Origin of the sequence: Streptomyces sp. NPDC052107 (assembly GCF_040680215.1) — a bacterium.
In the GTDB taxonomy this organism is placed as follows: Bacteria; Actinomycetota; Actinomycetes; order Streptomycetales; family Streptomycetaceae; genus Streptomyces.
This window is the reverse complement of sequence record NZ_JBFAWG010000036.1, coordinates 20,843-43,978: the sequence shown is the minus strand read 5'-3', so window position 1 is coordinate 43,978 and position 23,136 is coordinate 20,843. Positions and strand designations below refer to the sequence as shown.

Genomic DNA, 23,136 nt, shown 5'->3' with positions numbered 1-23,136 from the left:
TGACCTGGGCAAACGCCCTGCGGCGGGGAGTGGGCGGCGGAAGGGAGTGAGCGGTGGCGGCTGCGGGTGGTGCGAGGAGTCAGTGGCGGCTGCGGGCCATGGGACGGGGAGAGGGCCGAGGCCGGTCGCGTGCGGCGGGGCGGAGAATGGGCGTATGGCGGGTGCGGCTCGGCGGGGCGAGGAACGGGCGGGCGGGGAGACCGGTGGGCGTCGGCCGGTGGAGCGTGCGCGGCACTGGCGGTACGACGAGCTGCCGGGCGTGGACCTGCTGCGGGCCCGGTACATCCACAAGACCTTCGTCCGGCACACCCACGAGCACTTCGTGATCGCGGCCGTAGCCGACGGCGTCGAGGTCTTCCACCACCGAGGCTCCGACGTGTCCGCGGGCGCGGGAGCCCTCGCCCTGGTCAACCCGGACACCCCGCACACCGGCCGTGCCGGCGTCCCCGAGGGCTGGCGGTATGGCGCGGTCTACCCCTCACCCGAGGTGGTCGCCGCGATCGCGTCCGAGACCACCACCATCCGGGGCACGCCGGGTTTCGTCAGCCCCGTCCTCGACGACCCCTACAGCGTCCGCCTGGTCCACCAGGTGCTCCGCGCCGCCGACGAGGGCAACGCGCTGGCCGCCGACACCCTGCTGCGGATAGCCGTGACCAGGCTGCTGCGGCTGAACGGCGGGCCGCTGCCGCAGCGGCGGGTCCGCACGGCCGGAGCCGGTATCGCGGCACGCGCGCGTGCGGAGCTGGACGAGCGGATGGTCGACCCGCCGACCCTGGAACGGCTGGCCGCCGATCTCGGCGCCAGCCCGTTCGCGCTGCTGCGGGCGTTCCGTGACGCCTACGGCATGCCGCCGCACACCTGGCTGACCGACGCCCGCGTGCGCCGCGCGCGACTCCTGCTCGACGCGGGCTCGCCTCCTGCCGAGGCGGCGGTGGCCGTCGGCTTCGCCGACCAGCCGCACCTCAACCGGCACTTCACCCGGATCGTCGGCGTGCCCCCGGGGGCCTACCAGCGCGAGCGCAGGAACGCGGGCGAGCCGAGGAACGTGCGCGGGCGCAAGAACGTACAAGACCCGGGGTGAGGGACGTCCGTACCGTCCGGGGCGTGGCACAGCAGACAGCACTCGCGGACATGACCGCTGACGGCGCGGACAAGCCCGACCGGGCCGTCGTACGGGACGCCCTCGGGGTCGGTGTCGCCGTCGGTCTGTCCGGATTCGCCTTCGGGGTGACCTCGGCCGGCAGTGGGCTCGGACTGCTCCGGACCTGCGCGCTCAGCCTCCTGGTCTTCACCGGCGCTTCCCAGTTCGCCCTGGTCGGAGCGCTCGCCGCCGGAGGCAACCCGTTCACGGCGGCCGCCGGCGCCTTCTTCCTCGGCGTGCGCAACGCCTTCTACGGGTTGCGGCTGTCGCAGCTGCTCGCCCTCCCCCGCGCGGTACGGCCGTTCGCCGCCCAGTGGGTGATCGACGAGACCACGGCGGTCACCCTGGCGCAGCCGACCCGGCGCGCCCGGCGGATCGGTTTCACCGTCACCGGGCTCACGTTGTACGCGCTCTGGAACCTCACCACGCTGCTCGGCGCGCTCGGCGCCAAGGCCATCGGCGACACGCGCGCGTGGGGACTGGACGCGGCCGGGCCCGCCGTGTTCCTGGCGTTGCTCGCGCCGATGCTGAGGACGACCACCGAGCGCGCGGTCGCGGGCCTGGCGGTCCTGCTGGGCCTGGGCCTGCTGCCCGTCCTGCCGGCCGGCGTTCCGGTCCTGGTGGCGGCCCTGGCGGCACCCATCGCTCTCGTCGCCGAGGGGCGTCGAAGGCCGCGCGGCCCGCAGGGCGAGCCAGTGAGCGGATCGGGCGGCGGCGCCCTAGCGGAGGAGGACCGGTGAACACCTGGATCGCGATCGGCTTGACCGCCTTCGGCTGCTACGCCGTCAAGCTCGCCGGGCTGCTGGTGCCCGCGGGCGCCATGGAGCGGCCGTTCGTAAGGCGGCTCGCCGCCCTGCTGCCCGTCGCCCTCCTCGCCGCGCTCACGGCCCAGCAGACGTTCGCCGACGGGCACGGGCTCGTGCTGGACGCTCGGCTCGCGGGGCTCGGCGCGGCCGCCGTGGCGCTCGTGCTGCGCGCGCCGTTCCTGCTGGTCGTCGCGGCGGCCGTGGTGGTGACGGCGGGCGTACGGGCGCTCGGCGGATGACACGGGACCGACACGGGCCGGCGCGGCTCACGCGGGCGGTTCCGCGCGCGACCCGGTCGGGCTGGGCCTCCGGGCGGGCGGCCGTACGGCACCGGCTCACCCCACGAAACGGCCGTACGCCCGCAGGGTGCGCAGTGCCTCGATCGTCACCAAGGGGCGAGCCTCCAGTGCGGGGGCCGGTGCCCACCGGTGCCACCGGATCGGCCAGCCGCCGTCGTTCTGCTGCTCGGCGGCCAGGTGGTCCAGGGAGCGTGCCATCTCGTCGTCCGTGAACCACGCGCGCGCGAGCGACTCCGGAGTCCTGGCGAAGTCGTGCGGGAAGTGGTGCTCGCCGGGGGCGTAGCCGGACGCGACCGGGTACGTGTCGAGCCGGTCCGGGTCCAGGGCCGCGAGCCGCTGCTCCCGCACCAGACGGCCGAGCCGGTCCGCGGCGGACTCCGCGCGCGAGCGGTCGGGAGCGGAGTCGAGGAAGGCCACGGCGGCCTCCACCTCGTACGGGTGGGACTTCTCCAGGGACTCCACGGCCTGCCAGCAGAAGTCGGTGGCCCGGAACAGCCAGGCGTGCCACACCTCGTTGCGGTGCAGCAGCCCGACCACCGGTCCCGTGGCGAGCAGCTCGCTGGGCGGGTCCTCGACTACCGGGACGAACGGTGCCACCGGATATCCGCGCTGGCTGGGATGGATCGCCGGCAGGGCGCCGTCCGCGGTGGAGATCGAGGTCAGATAGCGGCACACGCGCTCGACCCGCTGCCCGCCGCAACGCCCGATGGCGTCCAGGACGCGCAGCGCGTGCGCGGTGTGCAGCGGCTGGCTCACGGGTCCGCGCAGATCGGGCTCCAGCGCGTGCCCGTACCCGCCGTCCTCGTTGCGGTAGGCGTCCAGCGCCGCTTCCACCGCTTCCGGGGTGCCGTGCAGGAAGTGGTACGCGAAGAGGCGTTGCTCCAGCACGCGCGCGGTGAGCCACACGAACTGCTCGGCGCGGAAGAGCGGGGAGCGCGCCGGGGGCGTGGAAGGGAGTGGGGGAGCTCCTGTTTCGGCCATGCGTCAGACCGTAGGACGGAAAGCGGTCTCGGCAAGCGCTCCCGGCCGGGGCCCACCCCCAGGGGCGGGATACTGGAGTCATGCGGTTGACGGTCTTCTGGCAGCGAATGGCGGAACACTTCGGTCCGGGGTACGCCGACACCTTCGCGCGCGATCACGTCATGTCCGAGCTGGGCGGGCGCACGGTGCACGAGGCGCTGGACGCCGGCTGGGACGCGAAGGACGTGTGGCGCGCGGTCTGCACGGTCATGGACGTGCCGGGCGAGCGGCGCTGACGCGACTGCCTGGAATATCCCGATTCTTCCGTGAAGAGATCGGCCGTACGGCACCGATCGGTCACGAAGATCGCAGGTGGGCGCCGGTTGTCGGTGGCGTGGGCGAGACTTGGCGCGTGGCACCGATTGACGAGGACAACGAGCCGCTGACCCGGGACGCGGCACCGACCGGCACGACTCCGCGCGAGCGGCCCCCGGCCCCCGGCGCCGTCGCCGCGGGCGGCCGCATGCCGCGCTGGCTGCCGCGCGCCATGGTGCTCGCGCTCGCGCTGATCGCCGCGTTCCAGCTCGGCAGCTGGGCCTTCCACCAGCTGACCGGGCTGTTGATCAACGTATTGATCGCGTTCTTCCTGGCCCTCGCGATCGAGCCCGCTGTGAGCCGGATGGCCGCCCGAGGCATGCGCCGGGGGCTGGCCACCTTCCTGGTCTTCCTCGGATTGACGATCGTCGTCGCCGGGTTCGTCACCCTGCTCGGCTCCATGCTGGCCGGTCAGATCATCAAGATGGTCGAGGGCTTCCCGGATTACCTTGACTCGCTCATCAACTGGATCAATGAGACCTTCCACACCGAGCTCCGGCGGGTGGACGTCCAGGAGGGCCTGCTCCATTCCGACTGGCTGCGCAAGTACGCGCAGAACAGCGCCGCCGGAGTTCTCGACGTCTCCGCGCAGGTGCTCGGCGGCCTGTTCCAGCTGCTGACGGTGGGGCTGTTCTCGTTCTACTTCGCGGCCGACGGCCCCCGGCTGCGCCGCGCCCTGTGCTCCGTCCTGCCGCCCGCACGCCAGGCCGAGGTGCTGCGCGCCTGGGAGATCGCCGTCGACAAGACGGGCGGCTATCTCTACTCACGCGGCCTGATGGCGCTCATCTCCGGCGTCGCCCACTACATCCTGCTCCAGTCCCTCGGCGTGCCGTACGCGCCCGTGCTCGGCGTCTGGGTGGGCCTGGTCTCGCAGTTCATCCCGACCATCGGCACCTACCTCGCCGGCGCGCTGCCGATGCTGATCGCGTTCGCCGTCGACCCCTGGTACGCGGTGTGGGTGCTGGTCTTCGTGGTGGTCTACCAGCAGTTCGAGAACTACATGCTCCAGCCCAAGCTGACCGCCAGAACGGTCGACATCCACCCCGCGGTCGCCTTCGGCTCGGTCATCGCCGGCACCGCACTGCTGGGCGCCGTCGGCGCGCTGATCGCCATCCCTGCGGTGGCCACCCTCCAGGCCTTCCTCGGGGCGTATGTGAAGCGCTACGCCGTCACGGACGACCCCAGGGTGCACGGGCACCGCGGCCGGGGCCCGGGCGGCCCCGGGGTGCTGGCGCGAATACGCCGGCCGCGGGCCGGTCAGCCCGAGCCGGAGGAGTCGTCGTAGACCGGCGCGCCCCGGAGGCGGACGCCGCGGGCCGGTGACGGGAGGGGGCGTGGTGGGCCGGTGCGGCCGCGGTCCCGTCATCGGTACACCAACGCCTGTCATCGGTACGACAGCGCCTGTCACCGGTATGTCAGCACCGCCCACACTCCCGTTCCGGCAACGGCCGCCGTGTAGCAGCCGACCGCCGAGGCCACGATCCGCCGCCGTGTCCGTTCGCTCCAGGGCGAGCGGGACAGCAGCCAGGCCAGCGCGGGCAGGACGAGCACGGCGTGCAGGCTCACGCCGTGCACGGGCTTGAGCGGGGCCGTCGAGTGGTAGGCGGCCTCCTGATGCCCGGTGCGGGTCAGCACGACCCCGCGCGCGATCATCGCCGCCCCGGAGGCCAGTGCCACCAGCAGCATCGCGAACCCGGAGCGGACCGCGAGCGGCATGCCGGCCGGGCCTGTCGGCCGGTGCCGGAAGGACGCGACCGCGAACACCGTGAGCAGGGCGACCAGGACACCGCCGCCGACTGCCAGTGTCATGGACACCGCCGAGTCGAAGGGGGTCTCCATGTTCAGGTGCGAAGGCACCCTGCGCCAGGCCTGGAGGGTGATGCCGCCGACCTCCACCACACAGTCGGCGGCGAAGACGAGCAGCAGGGCCGAGCGCAGCCGCGGGCCGACGAGCAGATACGACGTGACCCACGTGATCGCGATCAGCGTCAGTCCGAAGGAGAGCCCGAAGGTGACGGGCTTGCGCCAGGAGACGGGACCGGCCCACGGGCCACCGTCGACCGCGAACACCCCCAGGTGCACGAGACCGGACAGGACGAGGAGCAGCCCCGTCGCATGACAGAGGCGGTCGAGGGCGCGCGGATTCTTCATGGGCCAAGGCTCCGGGGAGCGGCCCGCCCGGTCGTCGTCCGGCCGATGACACCCGCCGTACGCCGCCGGGAGTAGCGGCGCCGGGTGCCGAAGCACGGGTTCCGGGCACCGCGTGGTGCGCTTGACACCAAAATCGAACATCCATTCTCATGGAGGCTCAGGCGAGGCTTTGGGTGGCGGATTTCGCCCCGTTTTGCGGGAAGAAGTCCCGTGGTTATCCACAGGCTGGACCTGCGTCGGGGCGCATTGTCAGTGGCAGGCGTTAGCGTCTTTGACGTGAAGCGATCGACTCAAGCAAACCGGGTGGAACCCATGGCAGGAACCGACCGCGAGAAGGCGCTCGACGCCGCGCTCGCGCAGATTGAACGGCAATTCGGCAAGGGCGCGGTCATGCGCATGGGCGAGCGGTCGAAGGAGCCCATCGAGGTCATCCCGACCGGGTCGACCGCACTGGACGTCGCCCTCGGCGTCGGCGGCCTGCCGCGCGGCCGTGTCGTCGAGATCTACGGTCCGGAGTCGTCCGGTAAGACGACCCTGACCCTGCACGCGGTGGCGAACGCGCAGAAGGCCGGCGGCCAAGTCGCCTTCGTGGACGCGGAGCACGCCCTCGACCCCGAGTACGCGCGCAAGCTCGGCGTCGACATCGACAACCTGATCCTGTCCCAGCCGGACAACGGCGAGCAGGCCCTGGAGATCGTGGACATGCTGGTCCGCTCCGGTGCCCTCGACCTGATCGTCATCGACTCCGTCGCCGCGCTCGTCCCGCGCGCGGAGATCGAGGGCGAGATGGGCGACAGCCACGTCGGTCTGCAGGCCCGCCTGATGAGCCAGGCGCTGCGGAAGATCACCAGCGCGCTCAACCAGTCCAAGACCACCGCGATCTTCATCAACCAGCTCCGCGAGAAGATCGGTGTGATGTTCGGCTCCCCGGAGACCACGACCGGTGGCCGCGCGCTGAAGTTCTACGCCTCGGTGCGCATCGACATCCGCCGCATCGAGACCCTGAAGGACGGCACTGAGGCGGTCGGCAACCGCACCCGCTGCAAGGTCGTCAAGAACAAGGTCGCCCCGCCCTTCAAGCAGGCCGAGTTCGACATCCTCTACGGTCAGGGCATCAGCCGCGAGGGCGGCCTGATCGACATGGGCGTGGAGCACGGCTTCGTCCGCAAGGCCGGCGCCTGGTACACGTACGAGGGCGACCAGCTCGGCCAGGGCAAGGAGAACGCGCGCAACTTCCTCAAGGACAACCCCGACCTGGCCAACGAGATCGAGAAGAAGATCAAGGAGAAGCTGGGCGTCGGTGTCCGGCCGGAGGAGCCCGCCGCCGAGCCGGGCGGGGACGCGGCGGTCACCGCCTCTGCCGCCGACGACGCCAAGACGGTGCCCGCCCCGGCAGCCGCCAAGGCCACCAAGCCCAAGGCCGCCGCAGCCAAGAGCTGACCCGTGACACGACGAACCGACTGGGCCGAGTACGAGTACGCCACCCCCGGTGCCACACGGGGGAGGGGCACCGGGGGCTACTCGGGCTCCGCCCCGCGCGGCGGTGACGGATACCCGGACGAGGGTCACGGCGGGCACGACGAGTACCGCGGCACCGGTGGCTACCGGGACGCCGGCGGCGCCCACCCGGGCGACACGGGCGACGAGCCGTACGGGGGTGGCTCGCCCGGCCGCGGCTCGCGCGGTGGCGTCGGCCCGCGGGCCGGCCGGGGGCGCGGCCGGCGGCACGGTTTCGGGGACGCGCCCGGTGAGGACGAAGGCGCCCCTTCCTCGTCGAGGGCCGAGCGGGGGGAGTCTTCAGGGGACCCGGCTGAGCGGGCACGGGCGATCTGCCTGCGCCTGCTCACCGGGACCCCGCGCACCCGCAAGCAACTCGCGGACGCCCTGCGCAAGCGGGAGATCCCCGAGGACGTGACCGAGGAGGTGCTGTCGCGGTTCGAGGAGGTCGGGCTGATCGACGACAGCGCGTTCGCCGACGCCTGGGTGGAGTCCCGGCACCACGGCCGGGGACTCGCCCGCTGGGCGCTCGCCCAGGAACTGCGCACCAAGGGGGTCGACTCGGCGCTGATCGACGAGGCCGTGTCCCAGCTGGACTCCGAGCAGGAGGAGGTGACGGCCCGCGAGCTCGTGGCCCGCAAACTGCGTGCCACCCGTGGCCTCGACCGTGACAAGCGGCTCCGCCGCCTCGCCGGCATGCTCGCCCGCAAGGGCTACCCCGAGGGCATGGCCCTCCGTGTCGTCCGCCAGGCACTGGAGGAAGAGGGCGAGGACACGGAGTTCCTCGGCGAAGGAGACTTCTGAGTCTTCGGCGCGCAGGGCGGGGAGGCCACCGGGTTCTCGCAAACTCCCCGCGCCCGCACTGGGGTTAGCCCCCGCCGAAGACGCCGGGCCACCGCAGTGCTCTCCCCGCCATGCGCGGGCGAGTCTGTACGCACGCTCCGGACCACGGCATGCACAGCCGCCGTGGCCGACCGCGTACGACCCAGCCGACGCGTACAACAGAAGAGAGCCCCGCCCGATGATGCTGCGATACGCCCTCCAGACGGTCCGTGCCCGGAAGGCGGGCTTTCTCGGCGCCTTCCTCGCGCTGATGTGTGCCGCCGCCCTGATCACCGCCTGCGGCACCCTCCTCGACACCGGCCTGCGCGGCACCATCCGCACCGAGCGCTACGCTGCCGCTCCCGTCGTGGTCTCCGGCGACCAGTACGTCCACCAGACCACCGTCAAACACAAGAAGGGCAAGACCAAGGTCAAGCACAAGGCGAAACCCATCGCCGAACGCGCCTGGCTCTCCGAGGGGCTGCACACCAGGCTCGCCCACGTCCCCGGGGTGGCCCGGGTCGTGCCCGAACTCACCTTCCCCGCCCAGCCGTTGACACCGGCCGGTACCAGCGGCCGTACCGCATACGGGCACGCCTGGGATTCCGCCGGGCTGACGCCGTACCGGCTGATCACGGGCAGCGCGCCCAGGTCCGACGGCGACCTGGTCATCGACAGCGACCTCGCCGCACGGGCCCGGCTGCGGCCCGGTGACCGGCTCACCGTGCAGTCCACACAAGCGCCGCGCAGTTACCGCATCACCGGTATCGCCGCCCCGGCCGCCGCCGTACACCACCAGACGTCCCTGTTCTTCTCCGCCGCCGAGGCCCGCCGGCTGGCCGCGCACGAGGGGCAGGTCAGTGCGTACGGTGTGCTGCCGGCCGAGGGAACCGACCCCGAGCAGGTGCGCAACGCCGTGGCGCGGGCGCTGCACGGCACCACCGCCCAGGTCAGCACGGGAGCCGCCCGCGGGTCCCTCGAGTTCCTGGACGCGGCCGCCGCCCGCACCCGGCTGGTCAGCATGGGCGGCGCCATGGGCGGGACCTCGCTCCTGGTGGCGGTGCTCGTGGTCGTCGGCACCTTCGCGCTCACCGTGCAGCAGCGCCACCGCGAACTCGCCCTTCTCCGCGCCATCGCCGCCACCCGCGGACAGATCCGCAAGCTGATCGGCCGGGAGGCGTTGATCGTCGGTGGGGCGGCGGGCGCCGTGGGTGCGCTGCTCGGGCTGCCGTTGGGTGGCTGGCTTTACTCCAGGTTCGTCGCCCTGGGCGCCGTACCCGCCACGCTCGAGCACACCGTCAGCGTCTTCCCGCCGCTCGCCGCACTGGCCGCCACCCTGCTCGGTGCCTGGGCCGCGGCCCGGATCGCCTCCCGCAGGATCGTCCGGATTCGTCCGGCCGAGGCTCTGGCCGAGGCCAGGACCGAGCGGACTCGTCCCGCCTGGGGCAGGATCGTCGCCGGACTGCTGCTTCTGGCCGGAGGAGTCGTCCTCGTCGTCGTCCTCACCTCCCTGCGCACCGAGCCCGCCTCGACTCCCGTGACGTTCCTCGCCGTCATCGTCCTGTCCACCTCCGTCGCCCTGCTCGGTCCCCTGCTCGTCAGGGCGGCCGCGCTGCTGCTCGCCGGCCCGCTCCGGCTCACCGGTCATAGCGGCCGTCTCACTACCACGAACCTGCGAGGCAACGCCGCCCGCATGGCCTCCGTCGTCACCCCCCTCACCCTGCTCATCGGCATGACCTGCACCGTCCTGTTCGTCCAGTCCACCCTCGGTGACGCCGCCCGCGGACAGGCCCGAGACGGCGTACGGGCCGACTGGGTCGTCGCCGCGCAGGGGCCCGGCGTCCCTGATGAGGCGGCACAGCGATTGCGCGCGGGGCACGACACCGTCACGGAAGTCGTCCGCACGACCGTCCGCGTCGGCCTCGACAAGTACCCCGCGCAGGGCGTCACCCCGGCAGGCCTGACCCGCACCTGGGACCCGCAGGTCACCGCCGGCTCCCTCGACCGACTTGCTCCCGGGACGGTCGCCGTGAGTCAACTTGCCGCCGACCAGGAACACTTGGCGCCCGGCAGCACCCTGAAGCTCACCCTCGGCGACGGGACGCCCGCCACGCTCACCGTCGCCGCCGTCTATGCCCGGGGTCTCGGCTTCGGCGACCTCACCTTCGCCCACGACCTCGTCGCCCGCCACGTCGACAACCCGCTCGCCTCCTCCGTGTTCGTCAGCACAACCCGTACACAGACACAACTCGCGACTACACTCCGTGAGTTCCCGGGTCTGCGGATTCTTTCACCGGCCGACGCCGACACCCTGCAGGCCGAGCGGCAGCAGACGAACGCCGAGGTCAACTACCTCGCCATGGGACTGGTGCTGGCCTTCACCGCCATCGCCGTCGTCAACACGCTGGCCATGTCGGTCGCGGAGCGTGTCCGTGAGTTCGCCCTGCTCCGCCTCGCCGGCGCGACCCGCCGTCAAGCGCTGCGCATGCTGCGCACCGAAGCGCTGTCCGTCCTGTTCCTGGCCACCTCGCTCGGCAGCAGTATCGCGCTCGCCGTGCTCACCGCGTTCAGCGTCGGGATGACGGGCCGGGCGGCGCCCTCGGTCACGCCCCTGCTCTACGTCACCGTCGTCGGGGTCGCCGGTCTCCTCGCGCTCGTGGCCACTGCGGTTCCCGGACGCGCGGCACTGCGGGTCCGAGCGGTGACGGTGGCCACGGCGAAGGAGTAGCAGCAAGGAAGAGAAAGTGGGTGAACCCCCGTGCCGGCACGGGGGATCCGCACGATCCCCGGTGCTGTATCGCCTCCCAGGCCTCCCGGGGCCGTTCCGAGTCAGGGCGTCGCCGGCTCCACCGGGAGGCCCTCCGCCCGCCATGCCTGGAAGCCGCCCACGAGGTCCGTGGCCCGGTGCAGGCCCAGCTGCCGGAGGGAGGCGACCGCGAGGCTGGAGGCGTAGCCCTCGTTGCAGATCACCACGGCCCGCAGGTCGTGGCCGGTGGCCTCGGGGACGCGGTGGCTGCCCTGGGGATCGAGGCGCCACTCCAGTTCGTTGCGCTCGATGACCAGAGCGCCGGGGATCAGCCCGTCCCGCTCGCGCAGGGCCGCGTACCGGATGTCGACCAGCAGCGCCTCGCCGGTCCGCGCCGCCTCGTGCGCCTCCCGTGCCTCGATGCGCCGGTAGCCCGCGCGCACCCGCTTCAGCAACTCGTCGATGCCGACCGGCCGTTGATCCCAGTCGGCCACCGCTCCTGCGCCGCCCGCCGACTGCTCGCCCATGCCGCCGCCGCTCGCGCTCACCCCGATACCGCCCATCGCCGTCTCCTCCGCGCCGCTCACTGCCAGTCCTCCGGGCGCTCGACCTGCTCGAGGCGGAGCACATGACCCGTGCGGCTGTAGCGGCGGATGCGCGGCAGGGGCGGGTAGTAGGCGTGCACGGAGATCGCGTGCTCGTCGGGGGACTCGTTGAGGACCTCGTGGACATGGTGGTGGCCGAAGGAGCGGCCCTCGCCCGCGGGCAGCCGGCGTGCGCGGTCGACGCCCTCGGTGAGTTCCAGGGTCCTCCAGCCGTCGGTCGGCAGCCGGGCGGCGAGCGAGTTCTCCTTGAGGACACCCGAGGCGGTGAGGAACGCGCCGACCGAGTCCGCGTGGTCGTGCCAGCCGGTGCCGGTGCCGGGCGGCCAGCCGATGAGCCAGGCCTCGCTGCCGCCCGGACCCTGCAGCCGCACCCAGGTGCGGCCCTCCGGGTCGAGTGGAAGGGAGGCGATCAGCTCGGCGTCGGCGGCCGTACGCCGGACGAAGTCGAGGAGGTCCGCCTGGGCGGGCGCCAAGCCGACGGCAGGGGACACGGGAGCAGGAGATACAGACACGTACACCGTCCTGAAGCCTGAAGAAGGTTCGCGGAGCGGGCGCACCGAGGCGCCCGGAAGGAAAGAGGGATGCGAATTCAGCGGGACGGGCGACACACGCAGCCCGCATAGCGGACGAGGTCCATGTGGACCCTCCGCCACAGGCGCACGCAGGTGTCGGTCATGGTCCGGAGTACAGCATGCCGCTGTACTCCGGTCAACTCACCGTCACCATGTGGACAGAGGGTGACGGACCTACGGTCAGCGGGCGCCGGAGGCCGCCTGGGCCGGCTCCTCCTTGGCAGCGCCGCCCACCGTCGCCTCCGCCGCCGCGTAGAGGTCGGCCGGGCGGACCCCGCTCAGCGCGGTGACCAGGTGGCCGTCGGGGCGCACGAGCAGCACGCTGTGCGCCGGCGCACCCGGGTAGCTCTCGGCGACCAGCAGTTCGGCGGGGTACGGCAGCGCGGTCACGGCCGCCGCCAGCCGGGGCATCACTCCGGCGGAGACCCAGTGCTTGCGGTCCCACACTCCGGTGCCGGGCGCGATCAGGACGACCAGGAGGGCGCCGCGGCCGAGCCGGTCGCGCAGTTGGACGAAGGAACCATCCTCCGCGGTGACCCGAACGTCGGCGACGGGTGCGCCGGGCGGGGTTTCGACCGGGATCTCGCCCGCCAGATGCCGGGGCGCAAGGGGTGAGTCGGCGTACGCCCCCGGCGCACCGAGCGGCCCGCGCCCCAAGTGACCGTCCGTGAGCAGCGTGTCGTGGCCGCGCGCCGCACGCGGGACGATCTGGCGCAGCCCGCCGGCGCCGCGCAGCACCGGCAACACCTGGTCGGCGGCGCGCAGCCGGGTGGCGACCACCGCGCGCCGCTCGGCCTGGTAGCTGTCCAGCAATGCCTCGTGCGGGCCGTGGTGCCAGGCCGGTGCCAGCTTCCAGGCGAGGTTGTCGGCGTCCCTGAGGCCCTCGTCCAGCCCCTGGGTGCCGAGCGCGCCGAGCAGATGGGCCGCGTCCCCGGCTAGGAAGACCCGGCCGACGCGCCACCGGCGGGCCAGCCGGTGGTGCACCGTGTGGACACCGGTGTCGAGCAGGTCGTACGCCGGTGTGGAGCCGTCCGTCCAACCCGCGAGCGTCTCGCGGATCCGGGCCACCAGGATCTCGGGCGTGACCAGGTCCTTGCCCGGTGGCAGCAGCCAGTCCAGGCGCCACACGCCGTCCGGGAGGGGGCGGGCGGTCACCTCCCCGGCCGAGGGCCCGGTCTGCCGCCACGGCGGCGTCCGATGGAGCAACGCCCGACCCTCCCACGGAAGTTCCGTGCGCAGCGCGGCGACCGCGTGCCGCTCCACCGCCGTACGGCCGGGGAAGCGGATGTCCTGGAGTTTGCGCACCGTCGAGCGCGGTCCGTCGCAGCCGATCAGGTAACTGCCGCGCCACCACGTGCCGTTCGGCCCCCGCGTGTGCGCCGCGACGCCGGAACGCTCCTGCTCGATCGAGTCCAGACGGCTGTCCACGGCCACCTTCACCAGCGGCTCGTCGTCGATGGCCGCGCGCAGGGCGCCGGTGAGGACGTGCTGGGCGACGTGCAGCGGGGCGGCTGGGTCCGCCTCCTCGAAGGTGATCTCGCTCATCACCTGCTTGCGCCTGACGGACCGCCAGCCGGCCCAGCGCACACCGTGTTCACCGAGCGCCACCCCGGTCAGCCGCTCCACCAGGGCGGCCGTGTCCTCGCGCAGCACGACGGTGCGCGCCGGACGGGGTTCGTCCTTGCCCGGGCCCTCGTCCAGGACGACGCACGGCACCTCCTGGCGGGCCAGCGCCAGGGCGAGCGTCAGCCCGACCGGCCCCGCTCCGACGATGATCACCGGGTCCATGACGCGGCGCCCCCTGCCCGTGACGATGCCCTGACGGAGACAAGTGAACAGGAAGGGGGGGGCGGGGTGCACGATCACAGAATGTATGCAACCCATTGGCAGAGTTTGCGTCAAGCGACCAGAGGCAGTGGCGATCACGCCACTGCCTCCGGGTGATGCTTTCGGGTCTGACCTGGCGTCAGGCGGCGGTTCCCGTACCCGCGTGGCCCGCGATGCTCACGGTGTCCTCGACGCCGAGCACCGCGCCGGTCGACTTCTTGCGCCGCCGCAGCCGGCCCTCCAGCCAGCTCGCGAACGAGGTCAGCGAGAAGTTGATGATCACGTAGATCACGGCGACCACCGTGAAGGACGCGATCGTGTTGGCGCCGTAGTAGCCGCTCATCGTGTTCGCCGAGGCGAGCAGCTCGGGGAAGGTGAGGACGGCGCCGCCGAGGGCGGTGTCCTTCACGATGACCACCAGCTGGCTGACGATGGCCGGGAGCATCGCGGTGACCGCCTGCGGCAGCAGGATGAGCCGCATCACCTGGCCCTTGCGCAGACCGATCGCCAAGGCCGCCTCGGACTGCCCCTTCGGGAGGGCGAGGATACCCGCGCGGACGATCTCCGCGAGCACCGACGCGTTGTACAGCACCAGGCCGGTCACGACCGCGTACAGCGGACGGTCGTCGGAACTCACGTTGGTGTACTGGCTGTACAGCTCGTTGCCGAAGATCATCAGGACCAGTACCGGGATCGCGCGGAAGAACTCGACCACGATCGTGGCCGGGACGCGTACCCACACATGGTCCGAGAGCCGTGCGATACCGAGGACGGCGCCCAGCGGCAGCGCGATGACCATGGCCAGCGCCGCGGCCTTCAACGTGTTCTGCAGGCCGGGCCAGATGTACGTCGAGTACGCCTCCGTGCCGGTGAAGAACGGCTTCCACAGCGGCCAGTCCAGCTGGTTCTTGTCGTCGAGGGACGTGTACACCCACCAGACGACGGCCGCGAGCGCGACTATGAAGAGCGCCGTGTAGAGGATGTTGCGCCGCTTGGCGCGCGGTCCCTGGGCGTCGTAGAGGAGCGAACTCATCGCTTCACCGCCACCTTCTTGCCCACCCAGCCGAGGATCAGACCGGTCGGCAGCGTCAGGCAGCAGAACCCGAAGGCGATGACCGCGGAGATCAACAACAGCTGCGCCTCGTTCTCCACCATCTGCTTCATCAGGAGTGCCGCCTCCGTCACGCCGATCGCAGCCGCCACCGTCGTGTTCTTCGTCAATGCGATCAGCACGTTGGTCAGCGGGAGGACCGCCGCACGGAAGGCCTGCGGCAGCACGACCAGGACCAGCACCTGGGTGAAGCTCAGGCCGATCGCCCGGGCCGCCTCCGCCTGGCCGACCGGAACGGTGTTGATGCCGGCGCGGATCGCCTCGCAGACGAAGGACGACGTGTAGACGATCAGACCGAGCACTGCCAGCCGGAAGCTGGTGGTACTGACGACGTCCGACCCCAGATTGATGCCGAGGGTGTCCTTCAGGCCGAGTGAGGCGAACAGGATGATCACTGTGAGCGGGATGTTCCGCACGATGTTCACGTAGGCGGTGCCGAAACCGCGCATCAGCGGCACCGGACCCACCCGCATGGCGGCCAGCAGAGTGCCCCAGACCAGGGAGCCCGCGGCGGAGAGCAGCGTGAGCTGCACCGTCGTCCAGAAGGCACCCAGCACGTCGTACTTGTCAAGAAAGTCGAACACGATCTCCCGCGCTTCCGCGTGTTAGGGATGCCCGGTGCGCCGCCCTCGGGGACGGCGCAGCTGCCGGGCGTTGCCTCAGCTCTTGATGTCGCCGATCTTCGGGGCGGGCTCGTTCTTGTAGTCGGCCGGGCCGAAGTTCTTCTTCACGGCCGTCTCCCAGGAACCGTCGGAGACCATCTCCTCAAGGGCCTTGTTGATCTTGTCCTTGAGGGGGCTGCCCTTCTTGACGCCGATGCCGTAGTTCTCGTTGGTCATCTTGAAGCCGCCGAGCTTGAACTTGCCCTTGAACTGGGACTGGGCGGCGTAGCCGGCGAGGATCGAGTCGTCCGTGGTCAGGGCGTCGATCGCCTTGCTCTGCAGACCGGTCAGGCATGCCGAGTACGTCGGGTACTGCTGGAGCTGCGCCTTGGGGGCCAGCTTGTCGTGTACGTTCTGCGCCGAGGTCGAGCCGGTCACCGAACACAGCTTCTTCTTGTTCAGGTCCGCGGGAGACTTGATGCTGTTGTCGTCCGCGCGGATCAGCACGTCCTGGTGGGCCAGCAGGTACGGGCCGGCGAAGTCGACCTTCTGCTGGCGCTCCGGGGTGATCGAGTAGGTGGCGGCGATGAAGTCGACGTCACCGCGCTGCAGCATGGTCTCGCGGTCGGCGCTCTTCGACTCCTTCCACTCGATCTGGTCGGCGCTGTAGCCGAGCTTCTTGGCGACATAGGTGGCCACGTCGACGTCGAAGCCCGCGTAGCCCTGCGGGGTCTTCTGGCCGAGGCCCGGCTGGTCGAACTTGATGCCGATGGCGATCTTCTTGCCACCGCCGGAGGAGCCGTTGTCGTCCTTCTTGCCGCCGCCGCACGCGGTGGCGCCCACGGCGAGCGCGAGTACGGCGGCCGAGGCGGCGGTGACCTTGCGGAGCTTCATGGTGAACATCCTTTGATGGGGTGCGGAACGAGGTCCGTTTGAAAAGGCAACCCAGGGGCGCGGGGCCTGCGTCGTCAGTGGTGCAGGATCTTGGACAGGAAGTCCTTGGCCCGGTCGCTGCGCGGGTTGCTGAAGAACTGGTCGGGCGCAGCCTCTTCCACGATCCGGCCGTCGGCCATGAAGACCACACGGTTTGCAGCCGATCGTGCGAAGCCCATCTCGTGGGTGACGACGACCATCGTCATACCTTCACGGGCGAGCTGCTGCATGACCTCGAGGACCTCGTTGATCATCTCGGGGTCGAGGGCGGAGGTCGGCTCGTCGAAGAGCATGACCTTCGGGTCCATCGCCAGTGCCCGCGCGATCGCGACGCGCTGCTGCTGGCCGCCGGAAAGCTGGGCGGGGTACTTGTCGGCCTGGGTGCCCACACCGACCCGGTCGAGCAGGGACCGCGCCTTCTCCTCGGCCTGCTTCTTGTCCGCCTTGCGGACCTTGAGCTGCCCCAGCATCACGTTCTCGAGCACGGTCTTGTGCGCGAAGAGGTTGAAGGACTGGAAGACCATCCCGACGTCCGCCCGCAACCGGGCCAGCTCCCTGCCCTCCTGGGGCAGGGGCTTGCCGTCGATGGCGATGGTGCCCGAGTCGATCGTCTCCAGACGGTTGATGGTGCGGCACAGCGTCGACTTTCCGGACCCGGAGGGCCCGATGACCACGACGACCTCGCCGCGGGCGATCGTCAGGTCGATGTCCTGGAGCACGTGCAACGCGCCGAAGTGCTTGTTGACGCTCTTCAGGACGACCAGTTCGTCGGACGTGACCACGTCTTCCTTGGTCACCGATACATTGGTCATCGCTCTCGGGCTCCGTCCTCCTCGGTTTCGGTGGACAGTAGTGAGCGGCTGTGACCTGCGTCATCACATCTGAGGGAGATCTGAGCATCACGATCCGATAGCAATCGGACACGCGTCGTAGCACTTGCCGCCCCGGTGCGTATCGGCCGGATAACGGAAGCGACGGGCGACCGGAACCCCCTTGACGCCGTCCTTGTCCATCGGCGTCACTGCCATGGTGCACGCGCGCGTGAGCTATACGACGCACGCGAACCGAGAACGTACGACCGCTGAACCGGAGGGGGCCGGGATGAGACTGCTGCTCGTCGAGGACGACAACCACGTCGCCGCTGCCCTGTCCGCCGTACTCGCGCGGCACGGTTTCGACGTCACCCACGCGCGCAGCGGCGAGGAGGCCCTGCAGGCGCTCGTCCCCGAGGGCAACGGCTTCGGCGTGGTCCTGCTCGACCTGGGCCTGCCCGACCAGGACGGCTACGAGGTCTGCGGCAAGATCCGCAAACGCACCAGCACTCCGGTGATCATGGTGACGGCCCGCTCCGACGTCCGTTCCCGCATCCACGGGCTCAACCTGGGCGCCGACGACTACGTGGTGAAGCCCTACGACACCGGGGAACTGCTCGCCCGTATCCACGCCGTCAGCCGGCGCACCGTCCAGGAGGACCCGGCGACCGGCGGCGAGAGCGCCCTGGTCCTCGGTCCCGTACGCATCGAACTGCCCACCCGGCAGGTCACCGTCGACGGTTCGGCTGTCCAACTGACCCGCAAGGAGTTCGATCTCCTCGCCCTGCTCGCGCAGCGCCCCGGAGTGGTCTTCCGGCGGGAGCAGATCATCAGCGAGGTCTGGCGCACCAGTTGGGAGGGGACCGGCCGCACCCTGGAGGTGCACGTCGCCTCCCTGCGCGCCAAACTGCGCATGCCCGCGCTGATCGAGACCGTACGCGGCGTCGGCTACCGGCTCGTCGCCCCGGCCGCCTAGCGGGGACGGGTGCGCACTCGGCTCCTGCCGCTGCTCATCATCCTGATGGCGGCCGTCCTCCTCGCCCTGGGCCTCCCGCTCGCCATCAGCGTGGCCGCCGCACAGCAGCAGAAGGTCGTCGTCGACCGCATCGACGACACGGCACGCTTCGCGGCGCTCGCCCAGTTCGTGACCGACGGGCCCAGCGGATCGCGCCGCACCAGCACCGACGAGCGCCTGGAGGCGCTGCGCAGCGAACTCGGCAGCTACTACGGCGTCTACGGCATCCGCGCGGGCGTCTTCTACCGCAACGGCTCGGCGATGGCCAACGCCCCCGACGACTGGTTCGTACCGCGGACGGGGGAGATGCGGGACGCCTTCGAGGAGGCGCTGCTCAGCCGGCGCAGCCATGATCCGCGGCAGGTGTGGCCCTGGCAGCGCAGCCGGCTGATCGTGGCCTCGCCGGTGATCCGGGACGGGGACGTGGTGGCGGTCGTGGTCACCGACTCGCCCACCGGGCAGATGCGTTCGCGGACCCTGCGCGGCTGGCTGATCATCGGGGCCGGCGAGATCGCGGCGATGCTGCTGGCCGTCGGCGCGGCCCTGCGGCTGACCGGCTGGGTGCTCAGACCGGTACGGGTCCTGGACGCCACCACCCACGACATCGCCACCGGGCGGCTGAAGTCGCGGGTGGCGGTCGGTGGCGGGCCGCCGGAACTCAGACGGCTCGCCCGTTCGTTCAACGAGATGGCGGACAACGTGGAAGACGTGCTGGAGCAGCAGCGCGCCTTCGTCGCGGACGCCTCGCACCAGCTGCGCAACCCGCTCGCGGCGCTGCTGCTACGCATCGAACTGCTCGCCCTCGAACTCCCCGAGGACAACGAGGAGATCGCCTCGGTCCGCAGCGAGGGCAAGCGCCTCGCCCAGGTCCTGGACGACCTGCTGGACCTGGCGCTGGCCGAGCACGCCGAGGCGGACCTGAGGCTGACCGACATCGGCGCCCTCGCCGAGGAGCGGGTCGCCTCCTGGTCTCCGGCCGCCGAGGCCAAGGGCGTCCGGCTGACCGGGGACTGCCCGCCCACGACAGCCTGGGCGGACCCGATCACTCTGTCCAGCGCCCTGGACGCGGTGATCGACAACGCCGTGAAGTTCTCCCCCGAGGGCGGCACGGTGGAGGTCACCGTCGCCGCCGACGGCGACAGATCCACGGTCGTCGTCACCGACACCGGGCCGGGCCTCACCGAAGAGGAACTCGCGCGCGTGGGCGACCGCTTCTGGCGCAGCGGCCGCCACCAGAACATCAAGGGCTCGGGCCTCGGCCTGTCCATCGTGCACGCGTTGCTCACGGCAGGCGGCGGCTCGATCGACTACGCCCACCATGAGCCGCGGGGGTTGCGGGTGACGGTGACCGTGCCGAGGCAGAGGGAGACCTGACCGGGGCGGCGGGGCTGGTGCTGGGTGCCGCGGGGCCTGGAGCCGGGGGCTGTGGGCCTGGGGCCTCGGGGCAGTCGTTGGTGGCGGCTCGCCGGTCGGCGGTGTGGCTTGGCCGGGCCGGGCGGTGTGGCTCGACCGGCTGGGCGGTTGCTGGGGCGTGGTTGTTCGCTCGGGGCCCGAGAGTTGGGCCACGGAGCCGGTCGCGGCCTTGGCTCGGCGTTCCTTCGCGGACGGCGACGGCGGGCCGCGGAATCGCTCGCGGGTCTGGTCCGGTCGGCGTGGCCTCGGCGGCCGGCGTGTCCCAGGGCGGCGGTTCTCCTGCGCGACGCGGGAGATGAGGCGCGGGTACGGTCGGGGCTCGGTGCGGTGGGCGCGGCCCCGGCCCGCTCGTGACGGGGCGAGCCGCCAGGGTTCCGGGCCGTGCGCCGGGCTAGGGCTTCACCGAGCGGTAATAGCGACGGGCGCCTTCCTGGAGGGGCAGCGGGTCCGTGTAGACGGCGGTGCGCAGATCGACCAGTTGGGCGGAGTGGACATGGGCGCCTATGTCGTCGCGGCTGTTGATGACCGTACGGGTCACCCATTCGGTGAGACGGGGGTCCACGTCCGTGCGGGTCATCAGGAGGTTGGACACGGCGATCGTCGGGACCTCGTTGCCCTGCTGTACGGCCGGGTAGGCCGACTCGGGGATGTTGGTGGCCCGGTAGTACCGCGCCTCCTCGCCCTGGTTGTGCAGCTTGGCGATCAGGTCGCCCTCGATCGGCACGAACTTGAAGGCGGATCTCTGGGCCAGGGCGAGGAGTCCCTTGGTGGGCAGGCCGCCCGACCAGAAGAAGGCGTCGATCTTGTGCCGCTCCAGTTGGTCGGGCCCGGTGTCGATACCGTCCGCGACCGGGGTGACGTCCTTACGGGGGTCGATGCCGGCGGCCTTGAGCACACGGTCGGCGATCAGCCGCACCCCGGAGTCGGGCAGCCCGGTCGCCACCCGCTTGTGCCGCAGGTCCGTGACGTTTCTGATGTCCGAGTCGCTGCGCACGACGAGGTGGACGTAGTCGTCGTAGAGCCGGGCCACACCGCGCAGCCGCCCGGCACCGCTGCCGTGCTGCAACTCGTACGCCTCCACCGCGTCGGCCGCGGCGATGGTGAAGTCGGCCTTGCCGGTCGCCACCCGCTGCACGTTCTCCTGTGAGCCGGCGCTCTTCAGCAGCTTCACCTTGAGGTTGGGCATGTCCTTGGCGAACTCGGCGCGCAGCCGCTCGCCGTACTCCTGGTAGACCCCCCGGGACGTGCCCGTGCTGAAGACGATCGTGCCGCTCGGCGGCTTGTCGCCCAGCGGCAGCAGCCACCACAGCAGCAGCCCGAGCACCACGAGACCGACGGCCGCGGCCGGCAGCGCCCGGCGCCTGCTGATACGGGGGAACACCTTGGACATGCGGCGATCCTGCCAGGGCGGGCGCGGCGCTGACCAGGGCCGGGGTCACTCCGGGGCGGGCATCGAGCTCAACCCGGGACAGGAGACGGGGTCACTCCGGGGCGGGCAAGAGGGTCGCGGGCTCTGTCAGTGGTGGCCGTTAGAGTCGTCGCATGAGCACTTCGCCCGCCGACCTCGTCCGAGAGTTCCATCGCGCCTTCGGCCTCGACGCCCGCACCGCGCCGACGGAGGTGAGCCCCGAACTGGCCGCGCACCGTGGGGAACTGCTCGCCGAGGAGGCCGCGGAGGTCGCCGAGGTCGCGGTCGACGGCCCACTGGACAAGCTCGCGCACGAACTGGCGGACGTGGTCTATGTGGCGTACGGCACGGCGCTGGTCCACGGCATCGACCTCGACCAGGTGATCGCCGAGATCCACCGCGCCAACATGAGCAAGCTCGGCCCGGACGGACAGGTCGCCCGCCGGGCCGACGGCAAGGTCCTCAAGGGTGAGCACTACCGCGCGCCGGACGTGTCGTCCGTACTGCGCAGCCAGGGTTGGATACCGGCGGCTGAGGACTGTTCTTCGCGGGCGAGCGCCTAGAAGGTACCGCCCGCCAGCTTCCACTCGCGGTTCAGGGTGCCCAGCGGAATGCTGCGCTGGACGACCGGTGTGCCGAAGACGGACAACTGGAGCCGCAGGGTCCCGGACAGATCGACCCCGCCGTACACGCCCCAGGCGCCCGCGGCCCTCGCCCCGCCGCCGGTGGAGGCGGTGACCGTGCCGGAGGCCTCGCCCCGCAGATACGGGGCCAGGTCGGCGGTGACGCCGACGGTGCCGTAGAGGCCCACCGAGGCCTCGGCGCCGAGCGCCGCCTTCACGTTCCCGGCCGTGGTGACGGAGGTGCGCACGGGCGTGCTCGTCATGTCCGAGGAGCTGACCGGCGTCCAGCCCCTGGCCGGGCCGAAGGTGCCGCCCGCCTTGAAGCCGCCCTTGAGGTTCTGCTCGACGTCGACGGTGACCCGCCCGTCGCCGCTGATCTGGACGTACGCGGTCAGGTCGAGGTTGACGACGACGGGGACCGGGCCGACCTGGAGGACGGGGTCCGCGTGCAGTTTGGCGAACGGGATCCGCAGCGGGGTGCCGGTGGCCGCGGCCGCCCGGCCCTTGACCGCCCAGCCGGAGGTCCAGTCGCCGGACACACCGAGGTAGGCGGATCCGGGCGGGGCGTCGGTACCGGCGCCGCCGTAGGCGAAGTCGACCTGCGGGGCGACCTGGACGAAGCCGTGCACCGAGGCGGTGGCGGAGGCCGGGGCGTCCTGGGCCGTCGGTATGTCGGCGCTCAGGTCGAGCCGGAGGCTGCCGAGCGGCACCGTGGCGCCCTTCGGGCCGGCGTGTGCGTGACCAGTCGTCGCCCAGGACACCTTCACACCGGGCAGGAGCTTGTCGACGGCGAAGGACGAGGGGTCGACCGGTACGACGCCCTTGGCCGTCTCGTCGCCGAGCAGTGCGTTGAGGGTGGCCGGTTCCGTCTGTACCTCGGTGTCGCCGTCCGTCTCGCCGATCACCTTGGTGACCTTGGCGAGCAACCCGTCCGGTGCCCCGGGCGCGGGCGCACTGGCGATCACATCACCGACGGCGGCCTTGTGCGGGGCGCCGGAGGGAGTGGAGGAGGCGGGCGGGGAGGAGGGTGATGAACTTCCCTGCGGGACGGGCTTGTCGGGCTTGTCGGGCTTGTTGGTGAGGATGGCCCGCCGGGTGTGGCTGTCGTAAGTGCCGATGGCCAGCGTCGTCCTGTGGGCCCGCTGCCCGGAGCCGGCCGGCCCCGCCGTGGCGGACGCGGCGGTCGTGGTGGTGGCGGGCGCGGCGACGGCGAGTGAGTGGTCCGTGCCGTCGGCGGACCGGTCGGCGGCCTCGACCTGTCGGTCGTGCCCCGCGGTGGCCGACGGTTCGGCGTGCGAGGCGGGCGAGGAACAGGCCGCGGCGAGGAGGAGGGTGGTCACGGTGAAGGCGGGCAGCAGGGCACGTCTGTGCCGCATGCGTCTGCGCATGGTCGGTCCTGTGTGGAGTGGGGGGTGGCA

At 71.6% G+C, this 23,136-nt stretch carries 23 protein-coding genes; 11 read left to right on the top strand and 12 right to left on the bottom strand.

Annotated features, from left to right (window positions below; translation table 11 throughout):
- Positions 1 to 154: 154 nt before the first annotated feature.
- Genes AB0M27_RS29700 through AB0M27_RS29690 form a run of 3 tightly spaced genes read left to right on the top strand, consistent with a single transcriptional unit; the run spans position 155 to position 2,186 of the window.
- Positions 155 to 1,081, top strand: a complete 927-nt coding sequence (locus tag AB0M27_RS29700; protein WP_365725976.1) for an AraC family transcriptional regulator — start codon at positions 155 to 157, stop codon at positions 1,079 to 1,081.
- 50 nt (positions 1,082 to 1,131) lie between these two features.
- The gene (locus tag AB0M27_RS29695) at positions 1,132 to 1,881 is read left to right on the top strand and encodes an AzlC family ABC transporter permease (protein WP_365726009.1); all 750 of its coding nucleotides are present in this window, start codon (positions 1,132 to 1,134) and stop codon (positions 1,879 to 1,881) included.
- Positions 1,878 to 2,186 carry an AzlD domain-containing protein gene (locus AB0M27_RS29690; RefSeq protein ID WP_365725974.1) on the top strand — a complete coding sequence of 103 codons (309 nt, stop codon included), beginning with the start codon at positions 1,878 to 1,880 and terminating at the stop codon, positions 2,184 to 2,186. The genes AB0M27_RS29695 and AB0M27_RS29690 overlap by 4 nt, the downstream gene beginning before the upstream one ends.
- A 96-nt stretch (positions 2,187 to 2,282) precedes the next feature.
- Here AB0M27_RS29690 and AB0M27_RS29685 read toward each other — a convergent pair whose 3' ends face one another.
- On the bottom strand, positions 2,283 to 3,227 hold the full coding sequence (locus tag AB0M27_RS29685; protein WP_365725972.1) for a hypothetical protein: 945 nt from the start codon (positions 3,225 to 3,227) through the stop codon (positions 2,283 to 2,285).
- A gap of 80 nt (positions 3,228 to 3,307) precedes the next feature.
- On the opposite strand from AB0M27_RS29685, the gene AB0M27_RS29680 reads away from it, so the two are divergent.
- Both AB0M27_RS29680 and AB0M27_RS29675 read left to right on the top strand, forming a co-directional pair.
- The gene (locus AB0M27_RS29680) at positions 3,308 to 3,502 is read left to right on the top strand and encodes a DUF3046 domain-containing protein (RefSeq protein WP_365725970.1); all 195 of its coding nucleotides are present in this window, start codon (positions 3,308 to 3,310) and stop codon (positions 3,500 to 3,502) included.
- A gap of 116 nt (positions 3,503 to 3,618) precedes the next feature.
- On the top strand, positions 3,619 to 4,866 hold the full coding sequence (locus tag AB0M27_RS29675) for an AI-2E family transporter (RefSeq protein ID WP_365725968.1): 1,248 nt from the start codon (positions 3,619 to 3,621) through the stop codon (positions 4,864 to 4,866).
- A 119-nt stretch (positions 4,867 to 4,985) separates the two neighbouring features.
- On the opposite strand, the gene AB0M27_RS29670 is transcribed toward AB0M27_RS29675, so the two are convergent.
- A complete protein-coding gene (locus tag AB0M27_RS29670; protein WP_365725966.1) occupies positions 4,986 to 5,732 on the bottom strand; it encodes a hypothetical protein in 747 nt (248 codons plus the stop codon).
- 312 nt (positions 5,733 to 6,044) lie between these two features.
- Here AB0M27_RS29670 and recA point away from each other — a divergent pair, with 312 nt between their 5' ends.
- From recA to AB0M27_RS29655, 3 genes are all read left to right on the top strand, one after another.
- Complete coding sequence (gene recA / locus AB0M27_RS29665; protein ID WP_365725964.1) at positions 6,045 to 7,172, top strand: recombinase RecA; 1,128 nt, start codon at positions 6,045 to 6,047, stop codon at positions 7,170 to 7,172.
- Between the two features lie 3 nt (positions 7,173 to 7,175).
- Positions 7,176 to 8,033 (top strand): recombination regulator RecX, encoded by an 858-nt coding sequence (gene recX / locus AB0M27_RS29660; protein ID WP_365725963.1) that lies wholly within the window; start codon positions 7,176 to 7,178, stop codon positions 8,031 to 8,033.
- Positions 8,034 to 8,250: 217 nt separating this feature from the next.
- On the top strand, positions 8,251 to 10,779 hold the full coding sequence (locus AB0M27_RS29655; RefSeq protein WP_365725961.1) for an ABC transporter permease: 2,529 nt from the start codon (positions 8,251 to 8,253) through the stop codon (positions 10,777 to 10,779).
- A 101-nt stretch (positions 10,780 to 10,880) separates the two neighbouring features.
- Here the strand turns inward: AB0M27_RS29655 and AB0M27_RS29650 are convergent, their stop codons facing one another.
- From AB0M27_RS29650 to AB0M27_RS29615, 8 genes are all read right to left on the bottom strand, one after another.
- Positions 10,881 to 11,324 carry a rhodanese-like domain-containing protein gene (locus AB0M27_RS29650; protein WP_365726007.1) on the bottom strand — a complete coding sequence of 148 codons (444 nt, stop codon included), beginning with the start codon at positions 11,322 to 11,324 and terminating at the stop codon, positions 10,881 to 10,883.
- 56 nt (positions 11,325 to 11,380) lie between these two features.
- Positions 11,381 to 11,914 (bottom strand): cysteine dioxygenase, encoded by a 534-nt coding sequence (locus tag AB0M27_RS29645; RefSeq protein WP_365725960.1) that lies wholly within the window; start codon positions 11,912 to 11,914, stop codon positions 11,381 to 11,383.
- Between the two features lie 77 nt (positions 11,915 to 11,991).
- Entirely contained in the window at positions 11,992 to 12,078 is an 87-nt protein-coding gene (locus AB0M27_RS29640) for a putative leader peptide (protein ID WP_353962876.1), read from the bottom strand.
- Between the two features lie 76 nt (positions 12,079 to 12,154).
- Positions 12,155 to 13,762, bottom strand: a complete 1,608-nt coding sequence (locus AB0M27_RS29635) for an FAD-dependent monooxygenase (RefSeq protein WP_365725958.1) — start codon at positions 13,760 to 13,762, stop codon at positions 12,155 to 12,157.
- A 178-nt stretch (positions 13,763 to 13,940) separates the two neighbouring features.
- Positions 13,941 to 14,834, bottom strand: a complete 894-nt coding sequence (locus AB0M27_RS29630; protein WP_365725956.1) for an amino acid ABC transporter permease — start codon at positions 14,832 to 14,834, stop codon at positions 13,941 to 13,943.
- Complete coding sequence (locus tag AB0M27_RS29625; RefSeq protein WP_365725955.1) at positions 14,831 to 15,496, bottom strand: amino acid ABC transporter permease; 666 nt, start codon at positions 15,494 to 15,496, stop codon at positions 14,831 to 14,833. The genes AB0M27_RS29630 and AB0M27_RS29625 overlap by 4 nt, the downstream gene beginning before the upstream one ends.
- A 75-nt stretch (positions 15,497 to 15,571) precedes the next feature.
- Complete coding sequence (locus AB0M27_RS29620; RefSeq protein WP_365725953.1) at positions 15,572 to 16,408, bottom strand: glutamate ABC transporter substrate-binding protein; 837 nt, start codon at positions 16,406 to 16,408, stop codon at positions 15,572 to 15,574.
- Positions 16,409 to 16,482: 74 nt separating this feature from the next.
- Positions 16,483 to 17,259, bottom strand: coding sequence for an amino acid ABC transporter ATP-binding protein (locus AB0M27_RS29615; protein WP_351805829.1), 777 nt, complete (start codon positions 17,257 to 17,259; stop codon positions 16,483 to 16,485).
- Between the two features lie 289 nt (positions 17,260 to 17,548).
- On the opposite strand from AB0M27_RS29615, the gene AB0M27_RS29610 reads away from it, so the two are divergent.
- Both AB0M27_RS29610 and AB0M27_RS29605 read left to right on the top strand, forming a co-directional pair.
- The gene (locus AB0M27_RS29610) at positions 17,549 to 18,235 is read left to right on the top strand and encodes a response regulator transcription factor (protein ID WP_365725951.1); all 687 of its coding nucleotides are present in this window, start codon (positions 17,549 to 17,551) and stop codon (positions 18,233 to 18,235) included.
- A 9-nt stretch (positions 18,236 to 18,244) separates the two neighbouring features.
- Complete coding sequence (locus tag AB0M27_RS29605) at positions 18,245 to 19,648, top strand: HAMP domain-containing sensor histidine kinase (RefSeq protein ID WP_365725949.1); 1,404 nt, start codon at positions 18,245 to 18,247, stop codon at positions 19,646 to 19,648.
- 430 nt (positions 19,649 to 20,078) lie between these two features.
- Here the strand turns inward: AB0M27_RS29605 and AB0M27_RS29600 are convergent, their stop codons facing one another.
- Positions 20,079 to 21,077 (bottom strand): TAXI family TRAP transporter solute-binding subunit, encoded by a 999-nt coding sequence (locus AB0M27_RS29600; RefSeq protein ID WP_365725948.1) that lies wholly within the window; start codon positions 21,075 to 21,077, stop codon positions 20,079 to 20,081.
- Between the two features lie 152 nt (positions 21,078 to 21,229).
- Between AB0M27_RS29600 and AB0M27_RS29595 the strand changes: the two genes are divergently transcribed.
- Entirely contained in the window at positions 21,230 to 21,658 is a 429-nt protein-coding gene (locus AB0M27_RS29595) for a MazG nucleotide pyrophosphohydrolase domain-containing protein (RefSeq protein ID WP_365725945.1), read from the top strand.
- Here AB0M27_RS29595 and AB0M27_RS29590 read toward each other — a convergent pair.
- Entirely contained in the window at positions 21,655 to 23,094 is a 1,440-nt protein-coding gene (locus tag AB0M27_RS29590) for a hypothetical protein (protein ID WP_365725943.1), read from the bottom strand. The genes AB0M27_RS29595 and AB0M27_RS29590 overlap by 4 nt on opposite strands.
- Between the last annotated feature and the right edge of the window lie 42 nt (positions 23,095 to 23,136).

Bases quoted from the DNA above. Each gene is read 5' to 3' on its own strand.
- AB0M27_RS29700 (WP_365725976.1), top strand. From the start codon at position 155: ATGGCGGGTGCGGCTCGGCGGGGCGAGGAACGGGCGGGCGGGGAGACC.
- AB0M27_RS29695 (WP_365726009.1), top strand. From the start codon at position 1,132: ATGACCGCTGACGGCGCGGACAAGCCCGACCGGGCCGTCGTACGGGAC.
- AB0M27_RS29685 (WP_365725972.1), bottom strand. From the start codon at position 3,227: ATGGCCGAAACAGGAGCTCCCCCACTCCCTTCCACGCCCCCGGCGCGC.
- AB0M27_RS29680 (WP_365725970.1), top strand. From the start codon at position 3,308: ATGCGGTTGACGGTCTTCTGGCAGCGAATGGCGGAACACTTCGGTCCG.
- AB0M27_RS29670 (WP_365725966.1), bottom strand. From the start codon at position 5,732: ATGAAGAATCCGCGCGCCCTCGACCGCCTCTGTCATGCGACGGGGCTG.
- recA (WP_365725964.1), top strand. From the start codon at position 6,045: ATGGCAGGAACCGACCGCGAGAAGGCGCTCGACGCCGCGCTCGCGCAG.
- AB0M27_RS29655 (WP_365725961.1), top strand. From the start codon at position 8,251: ATGATGCTGCGATACGCCCTCCAGACGGTCCGTGCCCGGAAGGCGGGC.
- AB0M27_RS29650 (WP_365726007.1), bottom strand. From the start codon at position 11,324: ATGGGCGAGCAGTCGGCGGGCGGCGCAGGAGCGGTGGCCGACTGGGAT.
- AB0M27_RS29640 (WP_353962876.1), bottom strand. From the start codon at position 12,078: ATGACCGACACCTGCGTGCGCCTGTGGCGGAGGGTCCACATGGACCTC.
- AB0M27_RS29635 (WP_365725958.1), bottom strand. From the start codon at position 13,762: ATGGACCCGGTGATCATCGTCGGAGCGGGGCCGGTCGGGCTGACGCTC.
- AB0M27_RS29630 (WP_365725956.1), bottom strand. From the start codon at position 14,834: ATGAGTTCGCTCCTCTACGACGCCCAGGGACCGCGCGCCAAGCGGCGC.
- AB0M27_RS29620 (WP_365725953.1), bottom strand. From the start codon at position 16,408: ATGAAGCTCCGCAAGGTCACCGCCGCCTCGGCCGCCGTACTCGCGCTC.
- AB0M27_RS29615 (WP_351805829.1), bottom strand. From the start codon at position 17,259: ATGACCAATGTATCGGTGACCAAGGAAGACGTGGTCACGTCCGACGAA.
- AB0M27_RS29610 (WP_365725951.1), top strand. From the start codon at position 17,549: ATGAGACTGCTGCTCGTCGAGGACGACAACCACGTCGCCGCTGCCCTG.
- AB0M27_RS29600 (WP_365725948.1), bottom strand. From the start codon at position 21,077: ATGTCCAAGGTGTTCCCCCGTATCAGCAGGCGCCGGGCGCTGCCGGCC.
- AB0M27_RS29595 (WP_365725945.1), top strand. From the start codon at position 21,230: ATGAGCACTTCGCCCGCCGACCTCGTCCGAGAGTTCCATCGCGCCTTC.
- AB0M27_RS29590 (WP_365725943.1), bottom strand. From the start codon at position 23,094: ATGCGGCACAGACGTGCCCTGCTGCCCGCCTTCACCGTGACCACCCTC.